Here is a 25061-nt window from a genome sequence, read left to right on the forward strand (position 1 = left end):
AAATTTCTACGCTTTGTGCCACTTAATGCCTTGCGGTGTGTCCTCAACAATAATGTTTCTGGCATTAAGCTCGTCACGTATTGTGTCAGCGGTTGCCCAATCCTTCTCTTTTCTTGCTTGTGCCCGCTTTGCAATAAGAGCCTCAATCTCTGCCGCTTCATCGTCTGAATGAGTATTTTGATTACCGTCAAGCAGAGAAAGTGACAACACCTTGTCAAATTCTCCGATAAGGTAACGTTTTTCAGCGTCATTCAAGTCAGCCTTTAAAACGTCATAAAGAGTGGTTAAAGCCTGAGCTGTGTTCAAATCGTTGCCCATAGCTGTATTGAAATCATCAAGATAAGGCTTGCACTTGTCGGTGTTAACCTCGCCGTCTGATGTGAGCGAAGAAATTCTCTGCATAAGCTTGCTGTAAGCCTTAGCCACGTTGTCAAGGCTCTCAAAGCTGAATGTGAGAGGCTTGCGGTAGTGAGATTGCAAGCAAAACAGTCTGTAAACAAGCGGGTTGTAGCCTTTTTCCTCAAGCAGAGAAACGGTGAGAAAGCCGCCCTTTGACTTGCTCATTTTGCCTCTTGCGTCGTTCAAATGGAGAACATGGAACCAGAATTTGCACCACGGATGACCGAGGTATGCTTCACTCTGAGCAATTTCATTTGTGTGGTGCGGAAAAGCATTGTCAATGCCTCCGCAGTGAATGTCAAGGTATTCTCCGAGGTTTTTAACGGATATAGCCGAGCATTCAATATGCCAGCCCGGGTAGCCGTAGCCCCACGGACTGTCCCATTTAAGCTCCTGATCGTCAAACTTTGATTTGGTAAACCACAGAACAAAGTCAGCCTTGTTGCGCTTGTTTTGATCCTCTTCAACGCTGTCACGAACGCCAACAGCAAGGTCATCTTCATTTTGGTTGCCGAAAACATAGTAATTCTGAAGCTTTGATGTATCAAAATATACATTGCCGCCTGCCTGATATGCAAAACCCTCGTCAAGCAGCTTGCTTATCATCTCAATAAATGACGGTATGCACTGTGTTGCAGGCTCCACAATATCCGGTGTTTTTATGTTGAGTTTTTTGCAGTCATCAAAAAATGCGTCTGTGTAGAATTTTGCAATTTCAAGCACAGTTTTATGCTCTCTCTTTGCGCCTGAGAGCATCTTGTCCTCACCGGTGTCGCCGTCGCTTGAAAGGTGCCCTACGTCTGTAATATTCATTGCTCTTGTAACATCATAGCCTAAAAAGCGTAGCTGCTTTTCAAGAACATCTTCCATTATATATGTGCGCAGATTGCCTATGTGAGCATAGTGATATACGGTGGGGCCGCAGGTGTACATCTTAACCTTGCCCTGCTCATGCGGTACAAATTCCTGCTTTGTCTGTCCAAGAGTGTTATATAGCTGCATAAAGAGTCTTCCTTTCTATGTATCATCTGAAAATTAAAAACAAAAATTCAGCCGTTTTCAGATGCTCTTAAGCTTCTTTTATAAATTCAAAATTATCTTTTAAGTAAATTATGCCCGATATCACGGTAAGAATAACAGATACCCAGATTACTACCTGAATTGCAGTATTCATTGTAATCGCCGCAGTACCGCTAAGGCTTGCAAGCTCAATAATATATTCAAGCAAGAGTGTGACTATAACGGCGATAATCTGGCTTACCGTTTTTGCTTTGCCCCACATATTTGCGGCAACAACCTTTCCGCTTGTGGCGGCAACAAGGCGTACCGAGGTTACTGCGAATTCACGGAACAGTACGATGATAACGGGAACTGCGCCGATGAAGCCAAGCTGTATAAAGCACAAAAAGGCAGATATGACAAGTATTTTATCCGCAAGAGGATCGGCAAATTTTCCGAATGAGGTTATCTGCCCGTTTTTTCTTGCAAGCTTGCCGTCAAAGTAGTCGGTTATTGAAGCCGCCGCAAAGATGGCAAGAGCTATAATAAGGCGATGTGGTATAAAATTAACCAAAAGCACCGCCACAAGAAACGGAACGAGTATAATTCTTAAAACTGTTAATTTGTTTGGCGTATTCATTGAAGCTCACCAATTTTCTATAATTTACTCCATTGTGCCTATTGGGTCGCAGGATAGACAATCATCAATTTTAACGGTGACAAAATCGCCCGGTTGCGGCTTTGCACCGTTTGTTGTGAAGAAAACCTTTCCGTCAACATCGGGGGAGTCTGCTGCACTTCTGCCGAAATAGCACTCGGCATAGCGGTCAAAGCCTTCACAAAGCACAGTAATGCTTTTGCCGATAAGGCTTTGGCAGTATTCATACATAATGCCCTGCTGCTGTTCCATTATTATGTCTTGACGTTTAAGCTTTATTTCTTCATCAATTTGATTTTCCATTTCAGCAGCTGGTGTTCCCTCCTCACGGGAGTAGGCAAAGCAGCCAAGCCTTTCAAACTTTATTTTTCCGACAAACTCAGAAAGCTCCTCAAAGTCCTGCTCGCTCTCACCGGGAAAGCCTGTGATGAGAGTTGTTCTTAGTACAACTCCGGGAATTTTTGTTCGTATTTTTTCAATAAGCGCTTCAAGCTGCTCTGCGCTTCCACGGCGGTTCATAGCTTTAAGCACATTTTTGTTGCAGTGCTGAAGCGGTAAATCTATATACTTTAGTATTTTATCATTTTCTGCTATTGTGTCAAGCAAATTATCTGTTATTCTGTCGGGGTAGCAATACAAAAGCCTTATCCATTTAAGCTTATCAATTTTTACAAGCTCACGCAGAAGCCGGTCAAGCACAGGCTTGCCGTATAAATCCTCGCCGTAGCGTGTTGTATCCTGCGCTATAATTATAAGCTCTTGCACTCCCTTTTCGGCAAGATTATTTGCCTCGTCAATAAGAGCTTCCATCTTGCGGCTGCGGAATTTGCCCCTGATTAGCGGAATAGCGCAGTAGGTACAGCAGTTGTCGCAGCCCTCCGAGATTTTAAGGTATGCGTAATACGGCGGTGTGCTTTGAAGCCTGCCGCCCTCAAGGGGAAGGCAGAGCTTGTTTGGAAAGGCTGTGACCTTCTCACCGTTTAAAACTCTGTCAACTGTTAAGGCTATATTTGCATTGTCGCCAATTCCAACAACTGCGTCAACCTCGTAAAGCTCCTTAATCACCTCGTCCTTGTACCTTTCAGCAAGGCAACCTGTAACGATAATAGCCTTGATTTTGCCCTCTTTTTTAAGCTGTGCAAGCTCCAATATCTCATCAATGCTCTCCTGCTTTGCCTGCTCAATAAAGCCGCAGGTGTTCACAATTGCAACATCTGCAAGGGAGGCTTCATTAACTATCTGATAGCCTGCCTGGCGCAGTGAAAACAGCAGCATTTCTGCATCAACCTGATTTTTAGCGCAGCCAAGGCTGACCATTCCAACTCTAATTGACATATCTATCAATACTCCTCTTCGGTGTATTCCTCTATTACGGCATTAATATCGCTCCAGCAATATCCCATTCTCTGTAAGGCTGAAACTGTTTTTTTAATACCCTTTTCATCCTTTAAATATCTTTCATACTTGCGCTCAACAAGAGCACGTATATTGTCCTGCGGGTCAAGCTCCAGCTCTGAGGTTACCTCGTCTATAAGCTCACGCTCAAAGCCCTTTTCGTAAAGCTTTTGGCGGATTCCCCGTATGGACATATGCTTTACCTCGGCAAGCTGTTCGGCATAGCGGCGAGCGTAACGCTCGTCATCAACAAAACCAAGCTCTACCATCTTGTCGGCGGCGTATTCTGAGGCTTCCTCGCTGTTCGTGCGCTTGAGCTTGTTAAAAAGCTCTTTTTTTGAATGATCGTGAAAGCCGAGCAGGTAAAGCGCCTTTTCCTTTGCACGGCGTTGTTCCGACATAACAACAAGATTGTGAAGCTGTTCGTCAGCTATTGTTACACCTTTTTTAATTCCCTCGTCAATTAAAACTCTGCTGTCGAGAGTAAAGGCAAGCTCGCCGTCTATATATAAATCACTTAAGTATTTTTTCTTTTTTACAACCGCTGTAACTGTCATCAGTCTTCAACCAATATATCTATATTAGCCTTCTTTGCAGCCACTGAGCTTCTCTTGGCGGCTCTTTCGTCCTCACTGGGTGTTGTCATCGGCTCGGCTGTGTCAGTCGGTTCGGTTTCATCGTCCATCTTAGGTTTTGCCTGCTTTAAGGAGCGTGAGCTAAGCGTTTCTATGTTAGCCATAACCTTGTCCTCAATCTCCTTTGCAAGCTCAGGATTGTCGAGGAAAAGCTGCTTGACGTTGTCACGACCCTGCCCAAGCCGTGTACCCTCATAGCTGAACCATGCGCCGCTTTTGTTAACTATGTCAGCTTCAACAGCTAGGTCCAAAAGCTCGCCTACTCTTGAAATGCCCTTACCGAACACAATGTCGAACTCAGCCTCTTTAAACGGAGGAGCAACCTTGTTTTTAACAACCTTAACCTTTGTGCGTGAACCGATTCTGTCGCCGCTTGACTTGCCTGCCTTCAACGCTTCGCCCTTTCTTACCTCTAATCTTACAGATGAGTAAAACTTAAGCGCACGTCCGCCGGGAGTTACCTCAGGGTTACCGTAAACAACGCCGACCTTTTCACGAAGCTGGTTAATAAAGATGGCAACGCAGTTTGACTTTGAAATTGCGCCTGCAAGCTTTCTAAGTGCCTGCGACATAAGTCTTGCCTGCACACCAACGTGAGAGTCGCCCATATCGCCCTCAATTTCCTGCTTTGTAACAAGAGCCGCAACGGAGTCGAGTACTATAACATCGATAGCGCCTGAGCGAATAAGAGCCTCGGTTATTTCAAGAGCCTGTTCACCTGTGTCCGGCTGAGAAACAAGCAGATTATCAATGTCAACGCCAAGAGCGGCGGCATATACAGGGTCAAGGGCGTGCTCAACGTCAATAAACGCTACGTTACCGCCGTTCTTCTGACCTTCTGCGATACAGTGCAGTGAAAGTGTTGTTTTACCGGAGGATTCGGGTCCGTATATTTCAACAATTCTTCCTCTCGGAAGGCCACCGATACCGAGAGCTATATCAAGAGTAAGGCTGCCGGTTGAAATATGCTCAATATTGAGCGAGCTGTTCTGTCCAAGGCGCATAATTGCACCCTTGCCGTATTGTTTTTCAATTTGGCTCAAGGCCGTTTCAAGAGCCTTTTGTTTTTTATCGTCCGTCTTTTTTACTTCTTGTTTCTTTTCAGTTGCCATTTGTGATACCTCCGATTAAGTAAAACTTTATAAAATATAGTGAATTTACTATGTAATTATACAAGAAATACGCATAAAAAGCAATAAAAACATACCTATATGAGGAGCAAAGGGAGTTTTATTGTACAGTTATTTTAAGAAACCATATATGCATCTTTTGATTTCACCAAGGTCACGCTCAAAGCCTATGTTTTCAAAGCCTGCATTCTCCATAAGCTTGCGCACAGATTCGTATTGTCCCTCGCCAAGCTCAAAGCAGAGCATACCGCCGCACCTAAGCTTACTGCTCCAATTTTTTATTATGCTGCGGTAAAACATAAGTCCGTCTGCTCCGCCGTCAAGGGCGGTTTTCGGTTCAAACTGCACCTCTGTCTGGAGAGTTTTAATCTCGTCACTTTCAATATACGGCGGATTTGAGATTATGAGGTCGAGGGGTTCATATTGAATGTTATCATAATTCTTTAGAACATCAGCCTTAAAAGCTCTTACGTTTTCAGTTCCGTTAAGGCGGATGTTTTTTTCAAGATAGGAAAAAGCCTCGTCATAAAGTTCCACAGCTAAAACAGAGCAGTCAAGCTCTTTTGCAAGTGAGATTGCTATTGCGCCTGTGCCTGAGCATAAGTCTATAATTTTAAGGTTTTGCCTGCCCTTAAGAGCGTTTATTGCGGCTTCAACAACGCACTGCGTATCCTCTCGTGGAATTAGTACGCCTGTGCCAACATAGAAGTCATTGCCCATAAATTGCCATTTGCCGAGTATATATTGCAGAGGCTCGCCGTTTGCACGTCTGTTGGCAAGGGTGTTGAGCATTGCCTCCTTTTGTGGGTCGGCATTGTCACAGCCGTGAATTATAAGACCATGGCGGTTAAGCGAGAACACCTGCTCAAACAGGCATAATGCATCAAAGACGGGAGAGTCAACCCCCGCCTTTTTTAAGTTTTGTTTAGTTTGTATGTAGAGTTCGTTTAGGGTCATTGTTGTACCAAATCTTCTCCGTTTTCCGGAATAACAGCCTCCATTGCCTCTATGGCAACCTCAATCATCTTATCGTCAGGCTCTCTTGTCGTAATTCTCTGCGCCCAGATCCCGGGAGCCGCAATTATTCTGGTAAGTAAATTGTTATGCTTGCCGCAAAGCTTGATAAGCTCATAGCCTACGCCGCAGGAAAGGGGCAGCAGAAGAATTTTAACGGCAGCACGTAAAAAAGGATTTGAAATGTGAATAAAAAGTCCTATGATAATGCCGATTAAAATCATAATAACCATAAAGCTTGTACCGCAGCGAGGATGAAAACGCCTTTGGCGGCGAACATTCTCAACGGTAAGCTCAAGCTCGTTTTCGTAGCAGAAAATTGTCTTATGCTCAGCACCGTGATACATAAATACTCTCTTCATATCGGACATCTGAGAGCAAACGATTATGTAAACAAGAAACAGCACAATTCTGATTATTCCCTCAAAAACGCTTCTTGCAAGCCACGATTCATGGAACTGCGGCGATATGTAGTTTGTGAGGTCAAAAAGACCGCTCGGCGCAACGAAGAACAGCAAAATTGCTATTCCAACGCCCAGCACAGCGGAAAGCACCATAAGAACCTTCATAAACTTATCGCCAAATTTTTTGTCTATCCATTTTTCAAACTTAGACGGCTCCTCCTGTTCGTCCTCAGGGATACTGTCGATTGCCTTTTCGGCGGAAAGCATAAGAGCCTTATAGCTTAAGCGCATTGAGTCGATAAGACCTGCTATTCCCCTAATGAACGGAACCTTGAAGATTTTGAACCGCTCGGAAAGGCTTGTAAAGGTTAGGTCCTCCGTGTAAATTTCATCCTCACCTGTGCGAACAGCAACAGTGGTTCGTTTAGGACCTCTCATCATTATGCCCTCAATCAGAGCAGAGCCGCCGATAGAGGTGATTCTTTTTGTGTTGTATTTTGACATTAGATTGCTCCTTAGATGTTATTTGAGTTATCTTCTTCCTTTAAAACTGGGAATACAAGCGTTACGGTTGTACCAATTCCCTCGGTGCTTTCAATAGTCAGCGAGCCTTTGTGAAGCTGCATTATCTCGTCTGCAACTGCAAGACCAATGCCGCTGCCTCTGATAGTATGATTTGCCTTATAGAACTTTTCCTTAATTCTCGGCAAATGCTCGGCAGGAATACCGCAGCCGTTATCGCTTATTGCTATAATTACATTGTCGCTGTTGCTTGTAACCTGAATTCCGATAACTCCGCTTGACGGTGTGTATTTTAAGGCGTTGTCAATTATATTGATAAACACCTGCTTAATTCTGTTTTTATCGCCCATAACAGGCGGAATAAATTCCGGTTCATCATAGAGAAGGTGTTTGCTTTCTGACAAGGCACGTTCTCTGAGCATATAAATAGCCTCGTCAAGCTCGGCAAGAAGGTCGATTTTGTCCATCATAAGCAACATTCTGCCCTCTTGAATTCGTGAGAAGTCCAAAAGCTCCTCAACTATGCCGGTGAGCCTTTCTGATTCACCGACTATAACGCTCATACCCTTATTCATAATAACCGGGTCAAAGGTTTCACTTGCACGCATTGTTTCAGCCCAGCCCTTAATTGCTGTAAGCGGTGTGCGAAGCTCATGTGAAACAGAGGAGATAAAGTCATTTTTTAACTTTTCAGATGCGGCAAGCTCGCTTGCCATATTGTTAATGCTGTCGCTCAGCTCTCCGATTTCATCATCGTAAAGCTTTTCAACTGTTGTTTCAAAGTCACCGCCTGCGATTCGCCTTGTTGTAGCAGACATTTCCTTAATAGGAATGACGATTGAGCGTATGAAATATGCGCCGGAGTTAATTATAAAGTAAACAATCAAAAGTGCGGCGAAGATAATAAGAGAGATTGATACAAAAATCTTTCTGTTTGCGGCTTCAAGTGAAACAACGTAACGTACAGCGCCGATAGAATCACCGCCGGTTGTCTTGATAACACGGGTAACAGCCATTACGCTTTCACCGCTGTTGAGCTTACCGCTCCACACGGCAAAATTATCGTCGCTTTTCAAAGCGTTTTGGTAGTCCGGCATAGCCTCGTTTTCATCGGGGAAAAAGCCTGTTGAGGTGATTATAACCTCTCCGTTTGAATTGATAACGAGAAGCTCCATAAGCTCTTTGTCGGGAAAGGACTCAACATAGCTTCTTGCAGTTTGGGTGAAGCTGTTACTGTCGGCAGACAGATATGTGCTGAAAAAGTTAGTAAGCTCGTTGCTTCTGCCGGCGATTGTCTGCTGAATTCCGTTGTAAAAGAAGTTTTGAATGGCAAATGAAAGAGATGTTACGAGAAGCACAATAATAACAAGAAAAACTCCAAGAGTATTTATTATCCATCTTTTGGTGATACTGCCCTTTCGCCATTTCTTCATTGTGCTTCCTCCTCTCTTTCAATAAATAGTTATTATTATTTACTCTTCTTTTTCGGGTTTTCTGCGTCCCACTTATAGCCAAGCCCCCAAACCGTAACGATATACTGCGGGTTGCTCGGCTCATCTTCAATTTTCATTCTGAGTCGGCGAATATTTACATCTACAATTTTTTCCTCGCCAACATACGCCTCGCCCCAAACGTGGTTCAGAATATCTGTTCTGTCAAGAGCTGCACCCGGATTGGAGAAGAAATACTCCATAATCTGGAATTCAACCTGAGTAAGCTCTATCATCTTGCCGTTTTTGAGCAGGGCACGGTTGCGCAGATTCAATATAAAGTCGCCTGATTCAAGCTCTTCCTTATAGCTTGTGCTGCGCTCCTGCGCAAGCATAACACGGCGGTGGAGAGAGTCAACCCTTGCAGTAAGCTCAGATGGGCTGAACGGCTTTGTAACATAGTCGTCGGCACCCAGCATAAGGCCTGTTACCTTGTCCATTTCCTGAGTTTTTGCGGTAAGCATAATAATGCCGATGCCGCCGTTGCGGCTGCGAAGCTCCTTGCAAACGGAGAAACCGTCAATACCCGGCATCATAATATCGAGGATTGCTACGTCAAAATCGCCGTTGTGCTCCTCGTATTTTGCAAGAGCGTCCTCGCCGCAGTTTGCCTCAACCACATTGTAGCCGGCACGCTTAAGATTAATTACAACAAAGTCACGGATAACGTCCTCGTCCTCACATACTAATATTTTTTTCATTTTCAACAACCTTTCCTTAAATTCTCGATAATTATTTTTTGGTCAGCTTCAGATAGTTTGGAATTTTGTTAAGCGACATTGCAATTCCCTTTGTATTTTCTGTTTCAGACGGTATATTTACCGTATAAACAATATCGCCGTAATCGCCGACCTCTATGTAATCGTTGTTTTTTGTGTTGGTCCATTCCTGTGCCGAGAAAACCTGTATTGTCAGCAGCTTGTCGCCGAGCGAGCCTTCTGCATATTCTGTATCGGTTTCATTTTCGTTATCGCTATCGTTATTGCTATCATTATCACTTGTCTTATTCCATAGATAGAAGGTCAGCGAATTGCCGGAGATAGAATTTCTTGCTGTTACCTTGCCCTTCCATTCGTCCGGAATAATGAAGTAATAGCCCTTTTCGGCATTAGTTACGGTTTCAATGAGAGGTGAGAGTGTGTCAGTTGACGGTGTGTAGCTGTTCCAAGTGGTCTGAAACGCCACAAGCTTTGTGCCTTCATTGCTGTTGTGAGGCATAAGAGTAAGGATAGGTATATCTGTTAAGCCGTTTTCATCAATGTCCGTACATACAGCTTCATTTGAAGGACGTATTGTTGGGTTCAGCGAAGTTTTGTCGTCGCTTTGCACGTAAAGAGGGTTAACGAGGTTGGAGCTTTTTTTATCCCAATATATAAATTGAGTTTCGCTCTCACCGCTGACGCCGAAGGTGTCAACAAAAATACCGGAGGTTACTTTTGTTGCCTTGCCAAATCTGAAATTCAGATATTGGTTTGCGGCATTGCTCATAGCGACAGAGGAGCGTGTGAAGATAGATTTGGATTCGTCGTCATACTGAAGCATCTTTACATTAGCATCTGCACTTTCGCTTACAAGCGAGAACAGCATAATGCTCTGTTTTTTATCGCCGTTCATATCGGCAAGCATAAACTCGTTGTATGTATCCTTAACCTTAAGCTCGGCGGTTGTTTTTTCCTGAACAATATATGCGCTTAGGGTGCAAACGCTTCCGTTTTTATCGCTCCAGCCTACAATAACGTCAAGCGTGCCGTTGCCTGTTATGTCGCCGATTTCGACCTTATCAACGTCTGTATTGCCGCCGGGATAGTCACCAATATCCTTCCAGGTGCCGCCAAAGTTTTTGATAAGAAGTATGCGTGTAGGCTCTTCGTTGCCGGACGGTTTGTAAAAGACAATTGACTCGTTTACATCATCGCCGTCAAGGTCTTTGTCTATAATAGCGGAACGGTAGCTGCCGTCCTTGGGGTACTTCAGTGTGTAGTCGCCGCCCGCTTTTTCCTCTATTATTTCCTGAATCTGTGCTTTGTCGCCCGTTGTTCTCGGCGGACGAAGCAGATTTGAATTGTCAAAGCCGCCGGATGCGCATCCTGTAAGCATTGTGCCTGCAAGTATTAATGCAGTAATTGCTATCGCCTTTATTTTCTTGTTCATAAGTCCGCCTCCCTTCGGGTCGGTTTAATTTCTTATTTCATTTAGTTACAAAGCAGCAGTAGGTCGGTTTGCCCATTTCTGTGAACATTTTCTCGTGCTCTGTTTCGTAATTTACAAAGCCGCTTGGCAGGTTTTCGGGTGGCTCGTTGTGTAAATCCCTTGATATAAAGGTTGTTTTCAAGCTGCACTGCTCAAAGTATTCAAGGGTTTCGCAGAAAAGCTCCTCATCATCTGTTTTGAATCTTATCTCGCCGCCGGGGATAAGGAACTGCTTATACATTTCAAGCTTTTTTGGAAATGTAAGACGGCGTTTTTTGTGTTTTCCACGAGGCCAAGGATTACAGAAATTTATGTATATCCTCTCGATTTTATCATCACTTGAAATGATTTTATCAATTTGCTCCACGTTGTATGCTGCAAGCACAATGTTGTCAACGCTTTTTCCGTTGTCGTCAAACAGCTTGACTATTGTTCTGCGTGCAACACCAAGCATATCGCTTTTTATATCTATTGCAAGAAAGTTTATATCAGGATTGTCAAGGGCACATTTTGCAACAAAGGTTCCCTTGCCGCAGCCAAGCTCAAGGTGAAGCGGCTGCTCTTTTTTAAATTTGCTCTGCCATTTTCCTATGCAGTCAGTCGGCTGTTTTGCGTAAAAATCGCAGCGGTCAAGCTCCGGCTGTGCCCAAGGCTTTTTTCTTATTCTCATTATCAATTCACCGTATATTTATATGACTTTTCATTTATCACTTAATTATACCAAAATACTTTTGAGTTTTCAATGAGTGAAAGAAGATTTAACAAATAGTTTTTATTCGGTAATAAAAAACCGCACTGTAAAAATACAGGGCGGTTTGTAAAGAAAGTGTGCCGTCGAAGGCTATGGGATTTTTTATTTGGTTAATTCGCCGACTGCGGCAATACCTCATTTTTAAGTTCATTGCCTGCAAAAAAGTCATTCAGATTATTTATTGTAACCTCGGCTATATTTGACAACGCCTCGTGTGTTAAAAAGGCTTGGTGTGAGGTGACTATAACATTAGGCATATTTACAAGAAGTGAGAGTATATCGTCCTGAATAACACTGCCGGAGAAATCCTCGAAAAACAAGTTAGATTCCTCCTCATATACGTCAAGGCCTGCGCCGCCGACCCTTGAATCCTTAAGCGCCTTAAGCAGAGCCTCGGAGTCGATAAGTGCGCCTCGAGAGGTGTTGAGTATATAAACGCCGTGCTTTGTCATACTCAGAGCCTTTTCATCAATAATGTGGTAGGTGCTTTCTGTAAGGGGACAGTGCAGAGAAATTATGTCGCTTCTGCGGAAAAGCTCCTCACACGGCACATATTCAATGTCACTGTTTTCTAACGGGTATGGGTCATAGGCTATAACTTTCATTCCGAAGCCTCGGCATATATCGATAAAAATCTGCCCTATTTTGCCTGTGCCGATAACTCCTGCTGTTTTGCCGTATAAGTCAAAACCTGTGAGTCCGTTTATGCTGAAGTTATAATCTCTTGTTCTGTTGAATGCACGGTGAAGCTTTCTGTTTAAGCAAAGCAGAAGTGCTATTGTGTGCTCGGCAACTGCATATGGCGAATACTTAGGTACACGCAGTACGGTTAATTTACCGTGTGCCGCCTTGAAATCTATATTGTTATAGCCTGCACAGCGCATTGCAAGTACACGAACCCCGCAGTTATAAAGTTCGTTTATCGCCTGCTCGTCAATCGAATCGTTCACAAAAGCAACCGCTCCGTCACAGCCCTTTGCAACAAATGCGGTGTCTGCACTCAGTTTATTAACATAAAATTTAAAGTGCAGGCCATCGTGCGGAGTTTTTTCAAAATATTCCCTGTCATAAGGTTTAGTGTCGAAAAATGCAATTTTCTTCATTATCATCAGCCTTTCTTTTATACCAGTATTGTTAGCTGTGACAAAATAAAAATACGCATTGTTTTGACATTTTTTAATTTTGGTATTAAACTCTAAACAGACTAATCAAAGGACGTTCTATATGATAAACAGAATTTTAAAAACAAAGGTAGGAGCAATTTTTGGTGCGCTGATATGCACTCTTTTGTGGGGAACGGCATTTCCTGTTATAAAGCTTTGCTATAATCACCTTGGGATAGAGTCGGGCAATGTAGGCGCACAGGTGCTTTTTGCAGGAGAGAGATTTTTTATAGCCGGTGCAATGGTGTTTGCTTTTTGTCTGATATTTAAAAGACAAAGCCTGAAAATTTCGGGTAGTGCTGTTTTGCCCGTCTTGTCGCTCGGACTTGTGCAGACGGCAATGCAGTATTTTTGCTCATACATAGGCGTTGCAAACACAACAGGCACAAAGACCTCGGTAATTACAGCTTGCAGTGCGTTTTTTGCCGTTTTGCTTGCGCCGTTGTTTTTTAGAAACGAAAAAGTCGGCACCTCAAAGCTTGTCGGATGTGCGCTGGGGCTTGCAGGCGTTATCATTATAAACATAAACGGAATAGCTGACGGCGGAATATCGTTCTTGGGCGAGGGTATGGTGCTTTTGTCGGCTCTTTGTTCGGGAGCAGGAAGCTTTTTGAGTAAGGCGTCTGCGCTTAAGTCTGACGCTGTGGCGGTTACTGCGTATCAGCTTTTGTTTGGCGGTGCTTTGTTGATTTTGTCGGGTACTATTATGGGCGGTAACATTTTATACAGCGATATAGCAGGTGTTCTTCTTTTATTGTACCTTGCGTTTGTGTCGGCGGTTGCGTTTGCACTGTGGACGGCTTTGCTTGGGTTACACAGCGTCGGCAGGATTTGTATATTCAACCTGCTGATTCCGATTTTTGGCACTGTTTGGTCGGGAATACTCTTGGGAGAGCAGATTTTAAAATGGGAAAACCTTGCCTCGCTTATTCTTGTAGCAATAGGAATTTTTCTTGTAAATTACAGCAGGGAGGAGAAGAAAGAATGAACCCGCTTGACAATATTCTTTCTGAAACAATACGCACAGCTAAAGCCGCAGGTATTCCTGTGTCGGACAGGATTATACCAAATGTTGCTGTCAACACAAGGCGTAAGACAATTTTAGGGACCTGTGAAAAGCAGAAAAACGGCTATTATAAAATTGTGGTTTCCCTGATTGCTATTGAAGCCGGCGAAAAAGAGATAAGAAACGTGATAGCGCACGAGGTTTTGCACACCTGTAAGGGTTGTTCAAATCACGGGGAGCTTTGGAAAAGCTACGCTGAAAGACTTGGCGGCATAATAGGGCAGGAGATTAAGCGAACAGGCAAACCGGAAAATGCAGAGAAGATTAGAAAAAGTGCGCCGTATGTGCTTATTTGCACAAAATGCGGCAGGGAGTTCCACAGATTTAAGAGGAGTAATCTTGTAAATCATCCCGAATATTATAAATGCACCTGCGGCGGTAAAATAAAGCCGAAGGTGCATTGAGAAGAATTGCAGGCTCTGACAAAGAAATTCAGGCTCGCTATTTTGCGCTTTGCTTGCGAAGATAGGTAACAATTGCAGATAATCGTTTTTTATAAGAAAAAGGAAGTAAAAATCAAATTAGGGGTTTTGATATATTACCCAATAACATTTACAGGCGTTCCGTTTTGGAACGCTTTTAAATTATCACAGACTATTGACAACAGACGTTTGCGTGTTTCAATAGGCGCCCATGCAATGTGCGGAGTTATCGTTATATTAGGAACTCCTGACAGCACGCATTCGCTGTTCATAGGTTCGGGAAAAAGCACGTCAACGGCGGCACCGCTTAAGTGCTTTGAGATTACAGCCTCCTTGAGTGCAGCTTCGTCAACAAGCCCTCCTCTTGCTGTATTGACAAACAGCGAGCCGTCCTTGAACATAGAAAAAGCCTTTTTACCAAACATCAAGTTGCTGTCCTCGTTTAATGGGCAGTGTGCGCTGACTATGTCGCTTTGCGAATACAGCTCCGGCAGAGGTGCATATTCAGCAAATTCATCTGTTACTCCGCTTCGGTTGTAGGCTAATACCCTCATACCGAAGGCATTGGCAATTTTTGCAACAGCCTTTCCTATTGTGCCGTAGCCGACAATTCCAATGGTTTTTCCGAAAAGCTCGTTAGTTCTGAACGCAATGGGGGAGAAGGTGAGACTCTTTCTCCAACCGCCACCCTGTACAAAATTGTTGTATGCGCCTGTTTTGCTGTAATGTTCCAAAATAAGCGCAAAGGTGTGCTGTGCGACTGCGTTTGTTGAGTAGCTTCCTGCATTGCAAACGGTTATATTATGACTGCGGCAGTACGGTATATCAATATTATCAAAGCCGGTTGCCCAAAGACCGATATATTTAAGCTTTTCAGCGTTTTTAAGGCTTTCGCTGTCAAGGCGTGTCTTGTTGCAGATTACGGCGTCTGCGTCATTTATTCGCTCGGATATTTCGTCATAGTCGGTAAAGGGATAGCTTACTATTTCGCCACGCTCCTTAAGGGGAGCAAGCGAGAGGTCGTCTTCGCCCTTGGTTATAGTTATTACATCTGTTAAAACTATTTTCATATTAGTCACCTCATAACAAAAATGCCATTCCCATATAATTGAGGGAATGGCACAGATTGTTTATTTTATTGCGCAGTTTCCTCTGTAACAGGCTCAAGCGGAGTAACGTTATTGCCCAAAACTCTGAAACGGTTGTAGCGGCTCTCGAGCAGCTCCTGGTGTGACATTGCGCTGTACCTGTCAAAGGTGCTTGCAATAATGCCCTTTAGGCTGTCGAACATTTTGCTCTCAACTGTTTTCGGTTCTCTTATAACACGCTCAATCACCTTAAGCTTGAAAAGATCCTGTGCAGTTACACGCAAACACTCGGCGGCGTATGCTGTTTTTGACGGGTCTTTCCAGAGGATACTCGCACAGCCTTCAGGACTGATTACGGAGTAAACCGAGTTTTCAAGCATCCAGACCTCGTTTGCAACGGCAAGACCTAAAGCGCCGCCGCTGCCGCCTTCACCGATTAAAATGGAGAGGATAGGTGTTTTAAGCGTCATCATTTCCATTAGATTTTCGGCAATAGCCTGACCCTGACCACGCTCCTCGGCTCCAATTCCGCAGAATGCGCCGCTTGTGTCAACAAGACACAGAACAGGGCGGTGGAATTTTTCAGCCTGCTTCATAAGGCGCAGTGCCTTGCGGTAGCCCTCGGGGTGAGCGGAGCCAAAGTTGCGCTCCATTCGCTCCTTAGTATTTCTGCCCTTTTCAAGACCGATAACGGTTACGGGCATATCGTCCTTGAGCATTCCTATTCCGCCGATAACCGCCTTGTCGTCACCAAAGCGACGGTCGCCGTGAAGCTCAAAAAATGTATCGCCGAAGAGAGAGTTTATATAATCAACTGCGGTTAATCTGTTGTTTGATCTTGTGATTATAACCTTGTCAAATGCGCTCATCTGATAATCCTTCCTTTTTAGGTTTTGTTGGCGGCTTATTTGTGCATTTCAAGAAGCCTTGAAATTGCGCTCTTAAGCTCACTGCGAGGAACAACGGCGTCTATAAAGCCCTTTTCCTCAACAAATTCTGCGGTCTGAAAGTCCTTTGGAAGCTTTTGTTTTATAGTCTGCTCAATAACTCTCGGACCTGCAAAGCCGATAAGCGCATTAGGTTCGGAGATGATTATGTCGCCCTCCATTGCAAAGCTTGCGGTAACCCCGCCCGTTGTCGGGTCGGTCAATACAGTAATATATAAAAGTCCCGCATCGCTGTGGCGTTTTACAGCACCGCTTGTTTTTGCCATCTGCATAAGCGAGAGAATGCCTTCCTGCATTCTTGCACCGCCTGAAACGGTGCACATAACAACGGGGAGTCTGTTTTCTGTGGCGTATTCAAACGCACGGGTGATTTTTTCGCCTGTTACGGTGCCCATACTGCCCATCATAAAGCCGGAATCCATAGCGCCCAAAACGGTTTTGCTGCCGCCGATTTCACAAACGCCGGTAACAACTGATTCGTTTTCGCCGCTTTTGAGCTGTGCGCTTTTGAGCTTTAAATCGTAATCCGGAAAGCTTAAGAGGTTGCTTGATGTCATATCTGCGTCAAATTCCTCAAAGCTTTTGTCGTCTGCCAGCAGAGCAATTCGTTCACGAGCCGATAATCGCATATGGTGACCGCACTTGGCGCATACCTTGTGGTTTGCCTCTAAATCAGCCGTTAATATAAGACTTTTACACTTAGGGCATTTTACCCACATAGTTTCGGGTATTTCGGGTGAGTAATTGCCGGTTAGGTCGCCCTGAGGGTGCTCAAGCTCATTTTTTGGTTTTAAGAAAGTAAATAAATCATTATTAAACATTTGTCACAATCCTTTTGAAAATGACAGCACTATTTGTTTTGTCAAAATTATGTAAGCCTATTATAATGCAAAAAATGAAAATATACAATCACTTGAGGCTTAATTTTTTGAAGTGAATTATTTTTCTGTTTTCTCCGCTTTTTTCTTAGCCTCAAACTTTTCCATAAAGTCCGTTGTGTACTCGCCTGATACAAAGTCCGGGTCGGAGAGAATTTCAATCTGCAAATCACGGTTGTGGTCAATGCCGTGAATATTCAGCTCGCTCAAAGCCATTTTCATCTTGCGGATAGCAAGGTCACGGCTTCTTGCCTGAACAACAAGCTTGCCAACCATTGAATCGTAAAACGGCGGAACGAAATAATCCTGATAAATAGAGGTGTCAAAGCGAACGCACGGGCCGCCCGGAACGTGAAGTCTGCCTATTCTGCCACAGCTGGGCATAAAGTTCTTTTCAGGATTTTCTGCGTTTATTCGGCACTCAATTGCATTGCCGTGGATAAACACTCTGTCTTGCTCAAGAGTAAGCTTTGCGCCTGCGGCTATTCTTATCTGCCACTGAACAAGGTCAATGCCTATAACCATTTCGGTAACAGCGTGCTCAACCTGAAGCCTTGTGTTCATCTCCATAAAATAGAAGTTCTTGTCGCTGTCAAGCAGGAATTCAACAGTACCTGCGTTGCAGTAGTTTACAGCCTTAGCCGCCTTGACGGACGCTTCCATCATTTTTTGCCTTATCTCTGGCGTGATAGCCGATGACGGGCTTTCCTCAATAAGTTTTTGGTTCTTTCTCTGAACAGAACATTCACGCTCGCCAAGGCAGATTACCTTGCCGTATTTGTCACACAAAATCTGCATTTCAATGTGCTTTACGGGCTTTAAAAACTTTTCCATATAAACTGCGCCGTCGCCAAAGGCGATTTCAGCCTCGCTTGACGCAGATAAAAAGGCGTTTTCAAATTCGTCCATACTTTTAACGAGTCTTATGCCTCTGCCGCCGCCGCCGCTTCTTGCCTTGATAAGCAACGGAAAACCTATTTTCTCAGCTTCTTTTTTTGCCTCGTTGATATCCTCAACAACGTCACAGCCGGGTGTTACGGGAACGCCTGCTGCCTTCATTGTCTTTCTTGCTGTGTCCTTGTTGCCCAGAAGAGTTATCATTTCTGAGCTTGGCCCGATAAATTCAATCTTACACTGCTCGCACAATGAAACAAACTTTGCGTTTTCGCTGAGAAGTCCGTAACCCGGATGAATAGCCTGTGCGCCGGACACAACCGCCGCCGAAAGTATAGCCGCCATATTGAGGTAGCTGTCGGCAACCTGCGGTCCGCCTACGCAATAGCTTTCGTCTGCAAGCTGAACGTGCATTGAGTCACGGTCAGCCTCACTGTAAATAGCAACTGTCGAAATGCCCATTTCACGGCAGGCTCTTATTATTCTTACGGCGATTTCGCCACGATTTGCGATTAATATTTTAGAGAACATTTTGTTGCCTCCGTATATGTAAAATTAGGTTGGTTTCTGTTTTATTATACGCACTAAAACGCCGCAAGCGGTTTGACTGCGGCGTTTAGCGTTATTCAATCAAGCTTTTTCGCTTGCCTTGTCGTTGTCCATAAGAGCAAATGCGAAGTCTGCGCTTACGCACAGCTTTCCGTCAACGTAGCCCTTTGCACTTACAAAGTGGAATGCACCCCTGCTTCTTGTGAGTGTGCAGGTGGATTCAAGTGTGTCACCCGGACGAACTGTGTTCTTGAACTTTACGTTATCCATCTTTGTGAAGAACGGTGTTTTGCCCTTTGCCTTTTCGCCGAGAAGCACACAGCTTGCCTGCGCCATCATCTCACAGAGGATAACGCCAGGAACAACCGGATTGCCGGGGAAGTGTCCCTTTAAGAAGAACTCGTCGCCCTTAATTGTGATTTTGCCCTTAGAGGTTACTTCGTCAACAACCTCTGCCTCTTCAACAAGAAGCATATTGTCACGGTGCGGGATTATCTGCTTGATTTCTTCCTGATTCATAAATGTACCTCTCTTATTTAATCTTGAACAGCGGCTGACCGTACTCAACGATGTCGCCGTTTTTTACGCAGATTTCTGCTATTGTGCCGCTTTCTGTTGCAGGAATTTCGTTCATAAGCTTCATAGCCTCTATGATGCATACAATATCGCCGTTTTTAACAGTCTGTCCTACGCTTACATATGGGTCTGCGTCCGGGGAAGGCGCAGAGTAGAAAACGCCGACCATCGGAGAGGTGATAACACGGCAGTTGTCCTCCTGCTGTTTTGCTTCAACCGGAGCTTCTGCAGCCGGCGCAGAAGCGGCAACCGGAGAAGGAGCAGGCTGAGCAACCGGTGCAGCCTGAGGCATAACAGGTGAAATTGCCGGAGCAATTGCCGTAGAAACTGTAATTGGCTGAGCCGGCTCTTTCTTTATAACAAGCTTTTCGCCGTTTTTATCGGATAATTCAAACGAGGTGATTTCGGAATTGTCAATAGAGCCTATAAGCTCCTTTATTTGCTGAAAGTCAAACATAGACATTGTTATTTCTCCTTGTTAATTATGGCTTTTTGAAAACAATACAAGCGTTGTGACCGCCGAAGCCGAGAGATGTTGACATTGTAAAATCAACCTCCTGCTCAAGCGCCTTGTTTGGAATGTAGTTGAGGTCACACTCCGGATCCGGCTCTTCATAGCCGATTGTCGGCGGAAGAACGCCGTCATGCAGAGCAAGAACGGACAAAACTGCTTCTGTGCCGCCTGCTGCGCCGAGCATATGGCCTGTCATAGACTTGGTTGAGCTGATAAGCAAATCCTTTGCCTTATCTCCGAACGCTTTCTTAATTGCAAGTGTTTCTGTCTTATCGTTTGCATTTGTGCTTGTACCGTGAGCGTTAATATAAATGCTGTCGCTGTCCTTTATTCCTGCCTCGGCAGTTGCTATGCGGATTGCTTTTGCAGGACCCTCAGCCTCCGGGTCGGGCGCTGTTACGTGGTGAGCGTCACAGCTGTTGCCGTAGCCGCAGATTTCAGCATAGATTTTTGCGCCTCTTGCCTTTGCGTGCTCGTATTCCTCAAGGATAACTATACCTGCACCCTCACCCATAACAAAGCCGTCACGGCGCTTGTCAAACGGAACACAGGCGGTTTTCGGGTCGTTTCTTGTTGTGAGAGCCTTACAGCTTGAAAAGCCTGCGATTGTAAGCGGTGTAACAGCCGCCTCAGCGCCGCCTGCAATGATTGCGTCTGCATAGCCGTCCTTAATTGCGTGGAAAGCCTCGCCGATTGAGTGTGTGCCTGTCGCGCAGGCTGTAACTATTGGCAAGCAAACGCCCTGTGCCTTAAAGCGGATAGCAACTGTACCTGACGCCATATTGCCAATCATCATCGGAACAAAGTAAGGGGAAACCTTTCTTGGCCCGTTGTGGTCCATAGTGATTGAGTTTGCGTAAAAGGTCTGCATACCGCCGATGCCCGAACCAATGTAAACGCCGAAACGGTCGTTGTCAACCTTGCCCAGAATTCCGCTGTCATCAACAGCCTGCTGTGCGGCAGCAACAGCGTAGATTGTGAATTGATCTGTTTTTCTTAAATCTCTTTTTTCAACATACTGTGTTGGGTCAAAATCCTTAACCTGTGCGGCAATTTTAACCTTCAAATCCTCAGTGTCGAAGTTAGTAATAAAATCAATTCCGCATTTTCCCGCTTTTATAGAATTCCAAGTGGTTTCAACGTCGTTTCCAACAGGTGTAACCGCACCCAAGCCGGTAACTACTACTCTTCTCATGGGAATCACTCCTTAATCTGAAATATACTTAAATTACATTGCAAGACCGCCGTCAACACGGATAACCTCACCTGTGATGTATGATGCGTCGTCTGATGCAAGGAAGGCAACTGCGTTTGCAACGTCTTCGGTTGAGCCGATGTGCTTTGCAGGAATCTGCGCCTTCATAGCGTCCTTAACCTTGTCGGAGAGCACGCTTGTCATATCTGTTGCGATAAAGCCCGGAGCAACTGCGTTTACTGTAACGCCTCTTGCGGCAAGCTCCTTTGCAACCGACTTTGTAAGGCCGATTATGCCTGCTTTAGAAGCAGAGTAGTTTGCCTGTCCTGCGTTGCCGCCAAGACCTACAATAGAGGAGGTGCTGACGATTCTGCCGTAGCGCTTCTTCATAAAATGCTTGTAGGTGTGCTTTATCATATTAAAGGTACCCTTGAGGTTTACGTTGATTACAGCATCAAAGTCCTTTTCTTCCATATTAAGAACGAGCTTGTCCCTTGTGATTCCTGCGTTATTGATGAGAATATCAATTCCGCCGAATTCCTCAATAATTTTGTCAACAACCTGCTTTGAAGCTTCAAAGTCAGACACGTCGCAGAAATACTGCTCAACCTTTGTGCCGTATTTCTGAAGCTGCTCCTTTGCACTGATGCCCTCGCTTTCATCGCCTACATAAAGAATAGCTATGTTAGCGCCGCCCTGTGCAAGCTTTTCTCCGATGGCAAGGCCGATTCCTCTTGAGCCGCCTGTAATAACTGCTGTTTTATTTTCAAATCTCATTTAATTCATTCCTTTCGGTTGGCTGTCTGCTGCTTAAATCAGAGCAACTGCTCCTTGATTATATCCAAATCCGCTTTGTTCTCAAGCTTGAATGCCTTGAGCTCGGGATTGATTTTCTTAACAAGTCCTGTCAGTGTTTTGCCGGGGCCACACTCAATGAAGGTGTCAACGCCCAATGCGGCAAGATTTTCGATTGTTTTCTGCCACAAAACAGGGTTTTTAACCTGTCTTGTGATAAGGCTTTTATAGTCACCCTCATACGGCTGTGCCGTAGCGTTTGCAAAAACAGGAATTTCAGGGGCGTTCAGCTGCTTGCCGTCAAGATACTGCTCAAGACCCTCTGACGCTGACTCCATAAACGGTGAGTGAAAGGCTCCGCTTACAGCCAAAGCAACCGCTTTACCTTTCTGCATCTTTACGGCTGCGCAAAGAGCGTCAAGGTTATCTTCCTCGGTTGCAACAACCGTTTGAGCAGGGCTGTTGTAGTTTACGGGCCATGTGTTTTTAAAGCCCTTGCAGATTTCCTCCACCTTTTCCGGCGTGAGCTTCAGCACAGCCGCCATAGCGCCCTTATTCTGCTGAGCTGCGTCATTCATAAGCTCGGCTCTTTTGCAAACAAGCTTGAAAGCCTCAATGTCGCTCATAATACCGCCGAAAGCTAAAGCTGCAATTTCGCCGAGAGAAAAGCCGGCGGTATAGTCGGCCTTGATACCTGCTTCCTTTGCTGCTGCGGCAGCGGCGAGGTCAACGGCAAAAACGCACGGCTGAGTGTTGATTGTTACGGACAGCTCCTCCTTTGTGCCGTCAAAGCACTGAGAAGAGGTGTTCGGACGGATAGAGTCAACCATGTCGAAAACTGATTTTGCGGCGGCAGAGCACTCGCAAAGCTCCTTACCCATACCGGGGTACTGTGCACCCTGTCCGGACAGAATAAATGCTATTTTACCCATTTCATTGCACCGCCTAACACTTCTTCAGCCTGTGTGAACATTTCCTCAATAATTTCCTTTGCGCTTTGCTCCTTCTTAACCATAGAAGCAACCTGACCTGCGATTACGCAGCCGTTCTTTACATCTCCGCCTCTTGCGGCTGCACGAAGAACGCCCAAACCAAGCTTTTCAAGCTCTTCATCAGAAACCTCGCTGCTGTTGTATTCTTTCTTTAAGTATTCTCTTGTAAAAGCGTTCTTAAGCGAACGAACCGGATGACCGAGTCTTTTGCCTGTCAAAACGGTGTCTATGTCCTTAGCTTTGAGTACCTTGTCCTTGTACTCCTGTGAAATTGTGCATTCTGTTGCAACAAGGAAGCGTGTGCCAACCTGTACGCCCTGAGCGCCGAGCATAAATGAAGCGGCAAGCTGTCTGCCGTCTGCAATGCCGCCTGCTGCTATAACAGGGATTGACACAGCGTCAACAACCTGCGGCACGAGAGCCATTGTAGAGAGGTCGCCAACGTGACCGCCTGATTCGCCGCCCTCGGCGATAACCGCAAAAGCACCGTTTCTTTCTGCAAGTCTGGCAAGAGCTACTGAAGGAACAACGGGGATAACCTTTATTCCTGCTTCAAGCCATTTTTTCATATATTTACCGGGGTTTCCGGCTCCTGTTGTGATAACCTCAATTTTCTCCTCAGCTACAACCTGTGCAACCTCTTCAACGAATGGACTCATAAGCATTACGTTTACGCCGAAGGGCTTGTCCGTAAGCTCTCTTGCCTTTTTGATTTCAGCACGGAGCTGTTCGCCGTTTGAGTTCATTCCTGCAATAAGTCCAAGACCGCCTGCATTGCTTACGCCCGCTGCAAGGCTTGCGTCTGCAACCCATGCCATACCGCCCTGAAAAATAGGGTACTTTATGCCGAGCTGTTCATTAATAGGTGTAGAAATCATACTGTTTTCCTTTTCCTTTCTTTATTTATCCCACTGAATTACGCAGCTGCCGGTTGTAAGTCCGGCTCCGAAAGCACACATTACGATGTAATCGCCCTTTTTGAGCTTTCCCTGCTTGTTTATTTCATCAAGGCAAATCGGAATACTGCCTGCCGAGGTGTTGCCGTATTCGCCCACGTTTACAACAAAGTTTTCACGGGGAATATCAAGCTTTGACGCTGCGGCGTCGATTATTCTGATGTTTGCCTGGTGAGGTATCATATAGTTGATTTCGGTCTGCTCAAGACCTGCGTCCTTGATAACCTTGCGGATTCCTCTTATCATATTTGTAACTGCAAATTTATATACGTCCTGTCCTGCCATATGGAGTACAGGTTTGTCGCCTTTGTGTGTATCAAACGGAGATATAAGCTCTCCTCTTGGAGCGAAAAGAACGTCTGTGTTGCCGTTTGCGGTGAGGTGGATTGATTTAAGTCCGTCGCCTTCGCCCAATACAACGGCGCCGCCGCCGTCACCGAACAGAACACATGTTGAACGGTCTGTCCAGTCTACCATATTGGAAAGGTTGTCGAAAGCTACAATTAAAGCGTGCTTAACCTTTCCTCTTGCGAAGAAGCCGTCTGCAACGTCTAACGAGTATATAAAACCTGAGCAGGCAGCGTTTAAGTCAAAGGCAGGGCAGGAAGCGCCGATTTCCTTTTGAATAACGCAAGCCTCGGACGGGGTAATATACATACCCTTCATTGTAGCGCATATAATAAGGTCAAGATCTTTTGCTGTGATGCCTGCGTTATCAAGAGCCTGATTGGCTGCGGTTACGCAAAGCTCTGTCATAGTTTCGGTTGTAATAACTCTTCTGTTGTGGATGCCTGTTCTTGTTCTGATCCATTCATCGTTTGTTTCAACCATCATTGAAAGATCATCATTCGACACTATGTGCTCCGGCACAGCTCGTCCGGTGCCTAAAATACTGAAACTCATGATTTAAATTCCTCCATTTTTTTTAGCCTTGAGTTCAAAAAGATGTTAATTCGTTCAATGCAGTCAACCAGCAGATTCTTTTCGCTCTCGCTCATATTGCAGGAAATTGTGTTAGCCATATTGCGGTGAAAGCGTTTGTGTATTCTGTCGGCGTGTCTGCCGTTTTCAGTCAGCTGTACATATACCTGTCTGCCGTCGGCAATGCTCTTTTTTCTGGTTACATATCCTTTTTTCTCAAGCTTGTTTACCATTGCGGTTACGGATGCCGGGGTTATCATCAATTCAGACGCTATCTCCCCGATTGTTTTGCCCACAAGAGGGTTTTTGTTGATTGCTTCAATAAAATTGAGCTCGCAGATGGAAAGGTTCAGTCGCTTTGACCTTGAAAGCATTGACTGCTCAACCCTTGAAAAAAGCACATAGCTTTTTCCCATAGCGTCGCTCAATCTGTCGGAAAAGGAATCCTCCATTCATCAAGCTCCTTTGATAAAATTAGTTAAATAACCTAAATAATTTTATCCCCGAAAAGCCTGTTT

The 25061-nt window shown here is 44.9% G+C and carries 26 protein-coding genes; 2 read left to right on the forward strand and 24 right to left on the reverse strand.

Features of this window, described 5'->3' with window-relative positions; genetic code table 11:
• Window positions 1-6 precede the first annotated feature (6 nt).
• The 12 genes from cysS to GMA13_RS03045 form a co-directional block, all read right to left on the reverse strand.
• Window positions 7-1401, reverse strand: coding sequence for a cysteine--tRNA ligase (gene cysS / locus GMA13_RS02990; protein ID WP_255882854.1), 1395 nt, complete (start codon window positions 1399-1401; stop codon window positions 7-9).
• 67 nt (window positions 1402-1468) lie between these two features.
• A complete protein-coding gene (gene pgsA, locus GMA13_RS02995) occupies window positions 1469-2038 on the reverse strand; it encodes a CDP-diacylglycerol--glycerol-3-phosphate 3-phosphatidyltransferase (protein WP_255882855.1) in 570 nt (189 codons plus the stop codon).
• Window positions 2039-2062: 24 nt separating this feature from the next.
• A complete protein-coding gene (gene rimO, locus GMA13_RS03000; protein ID WP_255882856.1) occupies window positions 2063-3391 on the reverse strand; it encodes a 30S ribosomal protein S12 methylthiotransferase RimO in 1329 nt (442 codons plus the stop codon).
• A gap of 5 nt (window positions 3392-3396) precedes the next feature.
• On the reverse strand, window positions 3397-4008 hold the full coding sequence (locus GMA13_RS03005) for a regulatory protein RecX (protein ID WP_255882857.1): 612 nt from the start codon (window positions 4006-4008) through the stop codon (window positions 3397-3399).
• Window positions 4008-5198 carry a recombinase RecA gene (recA, locus tag GMA13_RS03010; protein ID WP_255882858.1) on the reverse strand — a complete coding sequence of 397 codons (1191 nt, stop codon included), beginning with the start codon at window positions 5196-5198 and terminating at the stop codon, window positions 4008-4010. Before recA ends, GMA13_RS03005 begins: the two co-directional genes overlap by 1 nt.
• Before the next feature lie 129 nt (window positions 5199-5327).
• Complete coding sequence (gene prmC / locus GMA13_RS03015; protein WP_255882859.1) at window positions 5328-6173, reverse strand: peptide chain release factor N(5)-glutamine methyltransferase; 846 nt, start codon at window positions 6171-6173, stop codon at window positions 5328-5330.
• Window positions 6170-7138 (reverse strand): DUF1385 domain-containing protein, encoded by a 969-nt coding sequence (locus tag GMA13_RS03020; RefSeq protein WP_255882860.1) that lies wholly within the window; start codon window positions 7136-7138, stop codon window positions 6170-6172. The genes prmC and GMA13_RS03020 overlap by 4 nt, the downstream gene beginning before the upstream one ends.
• An 11-nt stretch (window positions 7139-7149) precedes the next feature.
• Window positions 7150-8589, reverse strand: coding sequence for a HAMP domain-containing sensor histidine kinase (locus tag GMA13_RS03025; RefSeq protein WP_255882861.1), 1440 nt, complete (start codon window positions 8587-8589; stop codon window positions 7150-7152).
• A gap of 35 nt (window positions 8590-8624) precedes the next feature.
• Window positions 8625-9347 carry a response regulator transcription factor gene (locus GMA13_RS03030; RefSeq protein WP_255882863.1) on the reverse strand — a complete coding sequence of 241 codons (723 nt, stop codon included), beginning with the start codon at window positions 9345-9347 and terminating at the stop codon, window positions 8625-8627.
• Between the two features lie 31 nt (window positions 9348-9378).
• Window positions 9379-10797, reverse strand: a complete 1419-nt coding sequence (locus GMA13_RS03035; RefSeq protein ID WP_255882864.1) for a hypothetical protein — start codon at window positions 10795-10797, stop codon at window positions 9379-9381.
• A gap of 37 nt (window positions 10798-10834) precedes the next feature.
• Window positions 10835-11506 (reverse strand): tRNA (guanosine(46)-N7)-methyltransferase TrmB, encoded by a 672-nt coding sequence (trmB, locus tag GMA13_RS03040; RefSeq protein WP_255882866.1) that lies wholly within the window; start codon window positions 11504-11506, stop codon window positions 10835-10837.
• A 191-nt stretch (window positions 11507-11697) separates the two neighbouring features.
• Entirely contained in the window at window positions 11698-12690 is a 993-nt protein-coding gene (locus tag GMA13_RS03045; protein ID WP_255882867.1) for a 2-hydroxyacid dehydrogenase, read from the reverse strand.
• A 121-nt stretch (window positions 12691-12811) separates the two neighbouring features.
• On the opposite strand from GMA13_RS03045, the gene GMA13_RS03050 reads away from it, so the two are divergent.
• Both GMA13_RS03050 and GMA13_RS03055 read left to right on the forward strand, forming a co-directional pair.
• Window positions 12812-13738, forward strand: a complete 927-nt coding sequence (locus GMA13_RS03050; protein ID WP_255882868.1) for a DMT family transporter — start codon at window positions 12812-12814, stop codon at window positions 13736-13738.
• Window positions 13735-14220 carry a SprT-like domain-containing protein gene (locus GMA13_RS03055; protein ID WP_255882869.1) on the forward strand — a complete coding sequence of 162 codons (486 nt, stop codon included), beginning with the start codon at window positions 13735-13737 and terminating at the stop codon, window positions 14218-14220. The genes GMA13_RS03050 and GMA13_RS03055 overlap by 4 nt, the downstream gene beginning before the upstream one ends.
• A gap of 134 nt (window positions 14221-14354) precedes the next feature.
• Here the strand turns inward: GMA13_RS03055 and GMA13_RS03060 are convergent, their stop codons facing one another.
• From GMA13_RS03060 to GMA13_RS03115, 12 genes are all read right to left on the reverse strand, one after another.
• The gene (locus GMA13_RS03060) at window positions 14355-15308 is read right to left on the reverse strand and encodes a D-2-hydroxyacid dehydrogenase (RefSeq protein ID WP_255882870.1); all 954 of its coding nucleotides are present in this window, start codon (window positions 15306-15308) and stop codon (window positions 14355-14357) included.
• Window positions 15309-15373: 65 nt separating this feature from the next.
• Window positions 15374-16234: an acetyl-CoA carboxylase carboxyltransferase subunit alpha gene (locus GMA13_RS03065; RefSeq protein WP_255882915.1), complete on the reverse strand. Its 861-nt coding sequence runs from the start codon at window positions 16232-16234 to the stop codon at window positions 15374-15376.
• Window positions 16231-17094 (reverse strand): acetyl-CoA carboxylase, carboxyltransferase subunit beta, encoded by an 864-nt coding sequence (gene accD, locus GMA13_RS03070; RefSeq protein WP_255882871.1) that lies wholly within the window; start codon window positions 17092-17094, stop codon window positions 16231-16233. The genes GMA13_RS03065 and accD overlap by 4 nt, the downstream gene beginning before the upstream one ends.
• Window positions 17095-17211: 117 nt before the next feature.
• Window positions 17212-18576 (reverse strand): acetyl-CoA carboxylase biotin carboxylase subunit, encoded by a 1365-nt coding sequence (accC, locus tag GMA13_RS03075; protein WP_255882872.1) that lies wholly within the window; start codon window positions 18574-18576, stop codon window positions 17212-17214.
• 99 nt (window positions 18577-18675) lie between these two features.
• Window positions 18676-19113 carry a 3-hydroxyacyl-ACP dehydratase FabZ family protein gene (locus GMA13_RS03080; RefSeq protein ID WP_255882873.1) on the reverse strand — a complete coding sequence of 146 codons (438 nt, stop codon included), beginning with the start codon at window positions 19111-19113 and terminating at the stop codon, window positions 18676-18678.
• Between the two features lie 13 nt (window positions 19114-19126).
• Window positions 19127-19633 carry an acetyl-CoA carboxylase biotin carboxyl carrier protein gene (accB, locus tag GMA13_RS03085; protein ID WP_255882874.1) on the reverse strand — a complete coding sequence of 169 codons (507 nt, stop codon included), beginning with the start codon at window positions 19631-19633 and terminating at the stop codon, window positions 19127-19129.
• A gap of 19 nt (window positions 19634-19652) precedes the next feature.
• Window positions 19653-20879, reverse strand: a complete 1227-nt coding sequence (gene fabF / locus GMA13_RS03090; protein ID WP_255882875.1) for a beta-ketoacyl-ACP synthase II — start codon at window positions 20877-20879, stop codon at window positions 19653-19655.
• A 33-nt stretch (window positions 20880-20912) separates the two neighbouring features.
• The gene (fabG, locus tag GMA13_RS03095) at window positions 20913-21656 is read right to left on the reverse strand and encodes a 3-oxoacyl-[acyl-carrier-protein] reductase (RefSeq protein WP_255882876.1); all 744 of its coding nucleotides are present in this window, start codon (window positions 21654-21656) and stop codon (window positions 20913-20915) included.
• A gap of 38 nt (window positions 21657-21694) precedes the next feature.
• Window positions 21695-22606 carry an ACP S-malonyltransferase gene (locus GMA13_RS03100; protein WP_255882877.1) on the reverse strand — a complete coding sequence of 304 codons (912 nt, stop codon included), beginning with the start codon at window positions 22604-22606 and terminating at the stop codon, window positions 21695-21697.
• A complete protein-coding gene (fabK, locus tag GMA13_RS03105) occupies window positions 22594-23544 on the reverse strand; it encodes an enoyl-[acyl-carrier-protein] reductase FabK (RefSeq protein ID WP_255882879.1) in 951 nt (316 codons plus the stop codon). Before fabK ends, GMA13_RS03100 begins: the two co-directional genes overlap by 13 nt.
• Window positions 23545-23565: 21 nt before the next feature.
• Window positions 23566-24525 (reverse strand): beta-ketoacyl-ACP synthase III, encoded by a 960-nt coding sequence (locus GMA13_RS03110; protein ID WP_255882880.1) that lies wholly within the window; start codon window positions 24523-24525, stop codon window positions 23566-23568.
• Window positions 24522-24995 (reverse strand): MarR family winged helix-turn-helix transcriptional regulator, encoded by a 474-nt coding sequence (locus GMA13_RS03115; protein ID WP_255882881.1) that lies wholly within the window; start codon window positions 24993-24995, stop codon window positions 24522-24524. Before GMA13_RS03115 ends, GMA13_RS03110 begins: the two co-directional genes overlap by 4 nt.
• Between the last annotated feature and the right edge of the window lie 66 nt (window positions 24996-25061).

Origin of the sequence: Ruminococcus sp. zg-924 (genome assembly GCF_024433635.1) — a bacterium.
Taxonomy (GTDB): Bacteria; Bacillota; Clostridia; order Oscillospirales; family Acutalibacteraceae; genus UBA7067.

What these genes read in the sequence shown, in the direction of transcription:
- cysS (WP_255882854.1), bottom strand. Translation starts at nt 1,401, where the DNA reads ATGCAGCTATATAACACTCTTGGACAGACAAAGCAGGAATTTGTACCG.
- pgsA (WP_255882855.1), bottom strand. Translation starts at nt 2,038, where the DNA reads ATGAATACGCCAAACAAATTAACAGTTTTAAGAATTATACTCGTTCCG.
- rimO (WP_255882856.1), bottom strand. Translation starts at nt 3,391, where the DNA reads ATGTCAATTAGAGTTGGAATGGTCAGCCTTGGCTGCGCTAAAAATCAG.
- GMA13_RS03005 (WP_255882857.1), bottom strand. Translation starts at nt 4,008, where the DNA reads ATGACAGTTACAGCGGTTGTAAAAAAGAAAAAATACTTAAGTGATTTA.
- recA (WP_255882858.1), bottom strand. Translation starts at nt 5,198, where the DNA reads ATGGCAACTGAAAAGAAACAAGAAGTAAAAAAGACGGACGATAAAAAA.
- prmC (WP_255882859.1), bottom strand. Translation starts at nt 6,173, where the DNA reads ATGACCCTAAACGAACTCTACATACAAACTAAACAAAACTTAAAAAAG.
- GMA13_RS03020 (WP_255882860.1), bottom strand. Translation starts at nt 7,138, where the DNA reads ATGTCAAAATACAACACAAAAAGAATCACCTCTATCGGCGGCTCTGCT.
- GMA13_RS03025 (WP_255882861.1), bottom strand. Translation starts at nt 8,589, where the DNA reads ATGAAGAAATGGCGAAAGGGCAGTATCACCAAAAGATGGATAATAAAT.
- GMA13_RS03030 (WP_255882863.1), bottom strand. Translation starts at nt 9,347, where the DNA reads ATGAAAAAAATATTAGTATGTGAGGACGAGGACGTTATCCGTGACTTT.
- GMA13_RS03035 (WP_255882864.1), bottom strand. Translation starts at nt 10,797, where the DNA reads ATGAACAAGAAAATAAAGGCGATAGCAATTACTGCATTAATACTTGCA.
- trmB (WP_255882866.1), bottom strand. Translation starts at nt 11,506, where the DNA reads ATGAGAATAAGAAAAAAGCCTTGGGCACAGCCGGAGCTTGACCGCTGC.
- GMA13_RS03045 (WP_255882867.1), bottom strand. Translation starts at nt 12,690, where the DNA reads ATGAAGAAAATTGCATTTTTCGACACTAAACCTTATGACAGGGAATAT.
- GMA13_RS03050 (WP_255882868.1), top strand. Translation starts at nt 12,812, where the DNA reads ATGATAAACAGAATTTTAAAAACAAAGGTAGGAGCAATTTTTGGTGCG.
- GMA13_RS03055 (WP_255882869.1), top strand. Translation starts at nt 13,735, where the DNA reads ATGAACCCGCTTGACAATATTCTTTCTGAAACAATACGCACAGCTAAA.
- GMA13_RS03060 (WP_255882870.1), bottom strand. Translation starts at nt 15,308, where the DNA reads ATGAAAATAGTTTTAACAGATGTAATAACTATAACCAAGGGCGAAGAC.
- accD (WP_255882871.1), bottom strand. Translation starts at nt 17,094, where the DNA reads ATGTTTAATAATGATTTATTTACTTTCTTAAAACCAAAAAATGAGCTT.
- accC (WP_255882872.1), bottom strand. Translation starts at nt 18,576, where the DNA reads ATGTTCTCTAAAATATTAATCGCAAATCGTGGCGAAATCGCCGTAAGA.
- GMA13_RS03080 (WP_255882873.1), bottom strand. Translation starts at nt 19,113, where the DNA reads ATGAATCAGGAAGAAATCAAGCAGATAATCCCGCACCGTGACAATATG.
- accB (WP_255882874.1), bottom strand. Translation starts at nt 19,633, where the DNA reads ATGTCTATGTTTGACTTTCAGCAAATAAAGGAGCTTATAGGCTCTATT.
- fabF (WP_255882875.1), bottom strand. Translation starts at nt 20,879, where the DNA reads ATGAGAAGAGTAGTAGTTACCGGCTTGGGTGCGGTTACACCTGTTGGA.
- fabG (WP_255882876.1), bottom strand. Translation starts at nt 21,656, where the DNA reads ATGAGATTTGAAAATAAAACAGCAGTTATTACAGGCGGCTCAAGAGGA.
- GMA13_RS03100 (WP_255882877.1), bottom strand. Translation starts at nt 22,606, where the DNA reads ATGGGTAAAATAGCATTTATTCTGTCCGGACAGGGTGCACAGTACCCC.
- fabK (WP_255882879.1), bottom strand. Translation starts at nt 23,544, where the DNA reads ATGATTTCTACACCTATTAATGAACAGCTCGGCATAAAGTACCCTATT.
- GMA13_RS03110 (WP_255882880.1), bottom strand. Translation starts at nt 24,525, where the DNA reads ATGAGTTTCAGTATTTTAGGCACCGGACGAGCTGTGCCGGAGCACATA.
- GMA13_RS03115 (WP_255882881.1), bottom strand. Translation starts at nt 24,995, where the DNA reads ATGGAGGATTCCTTTTCCGACAGATTGAGCGACGCTATGGGAAAAAGC.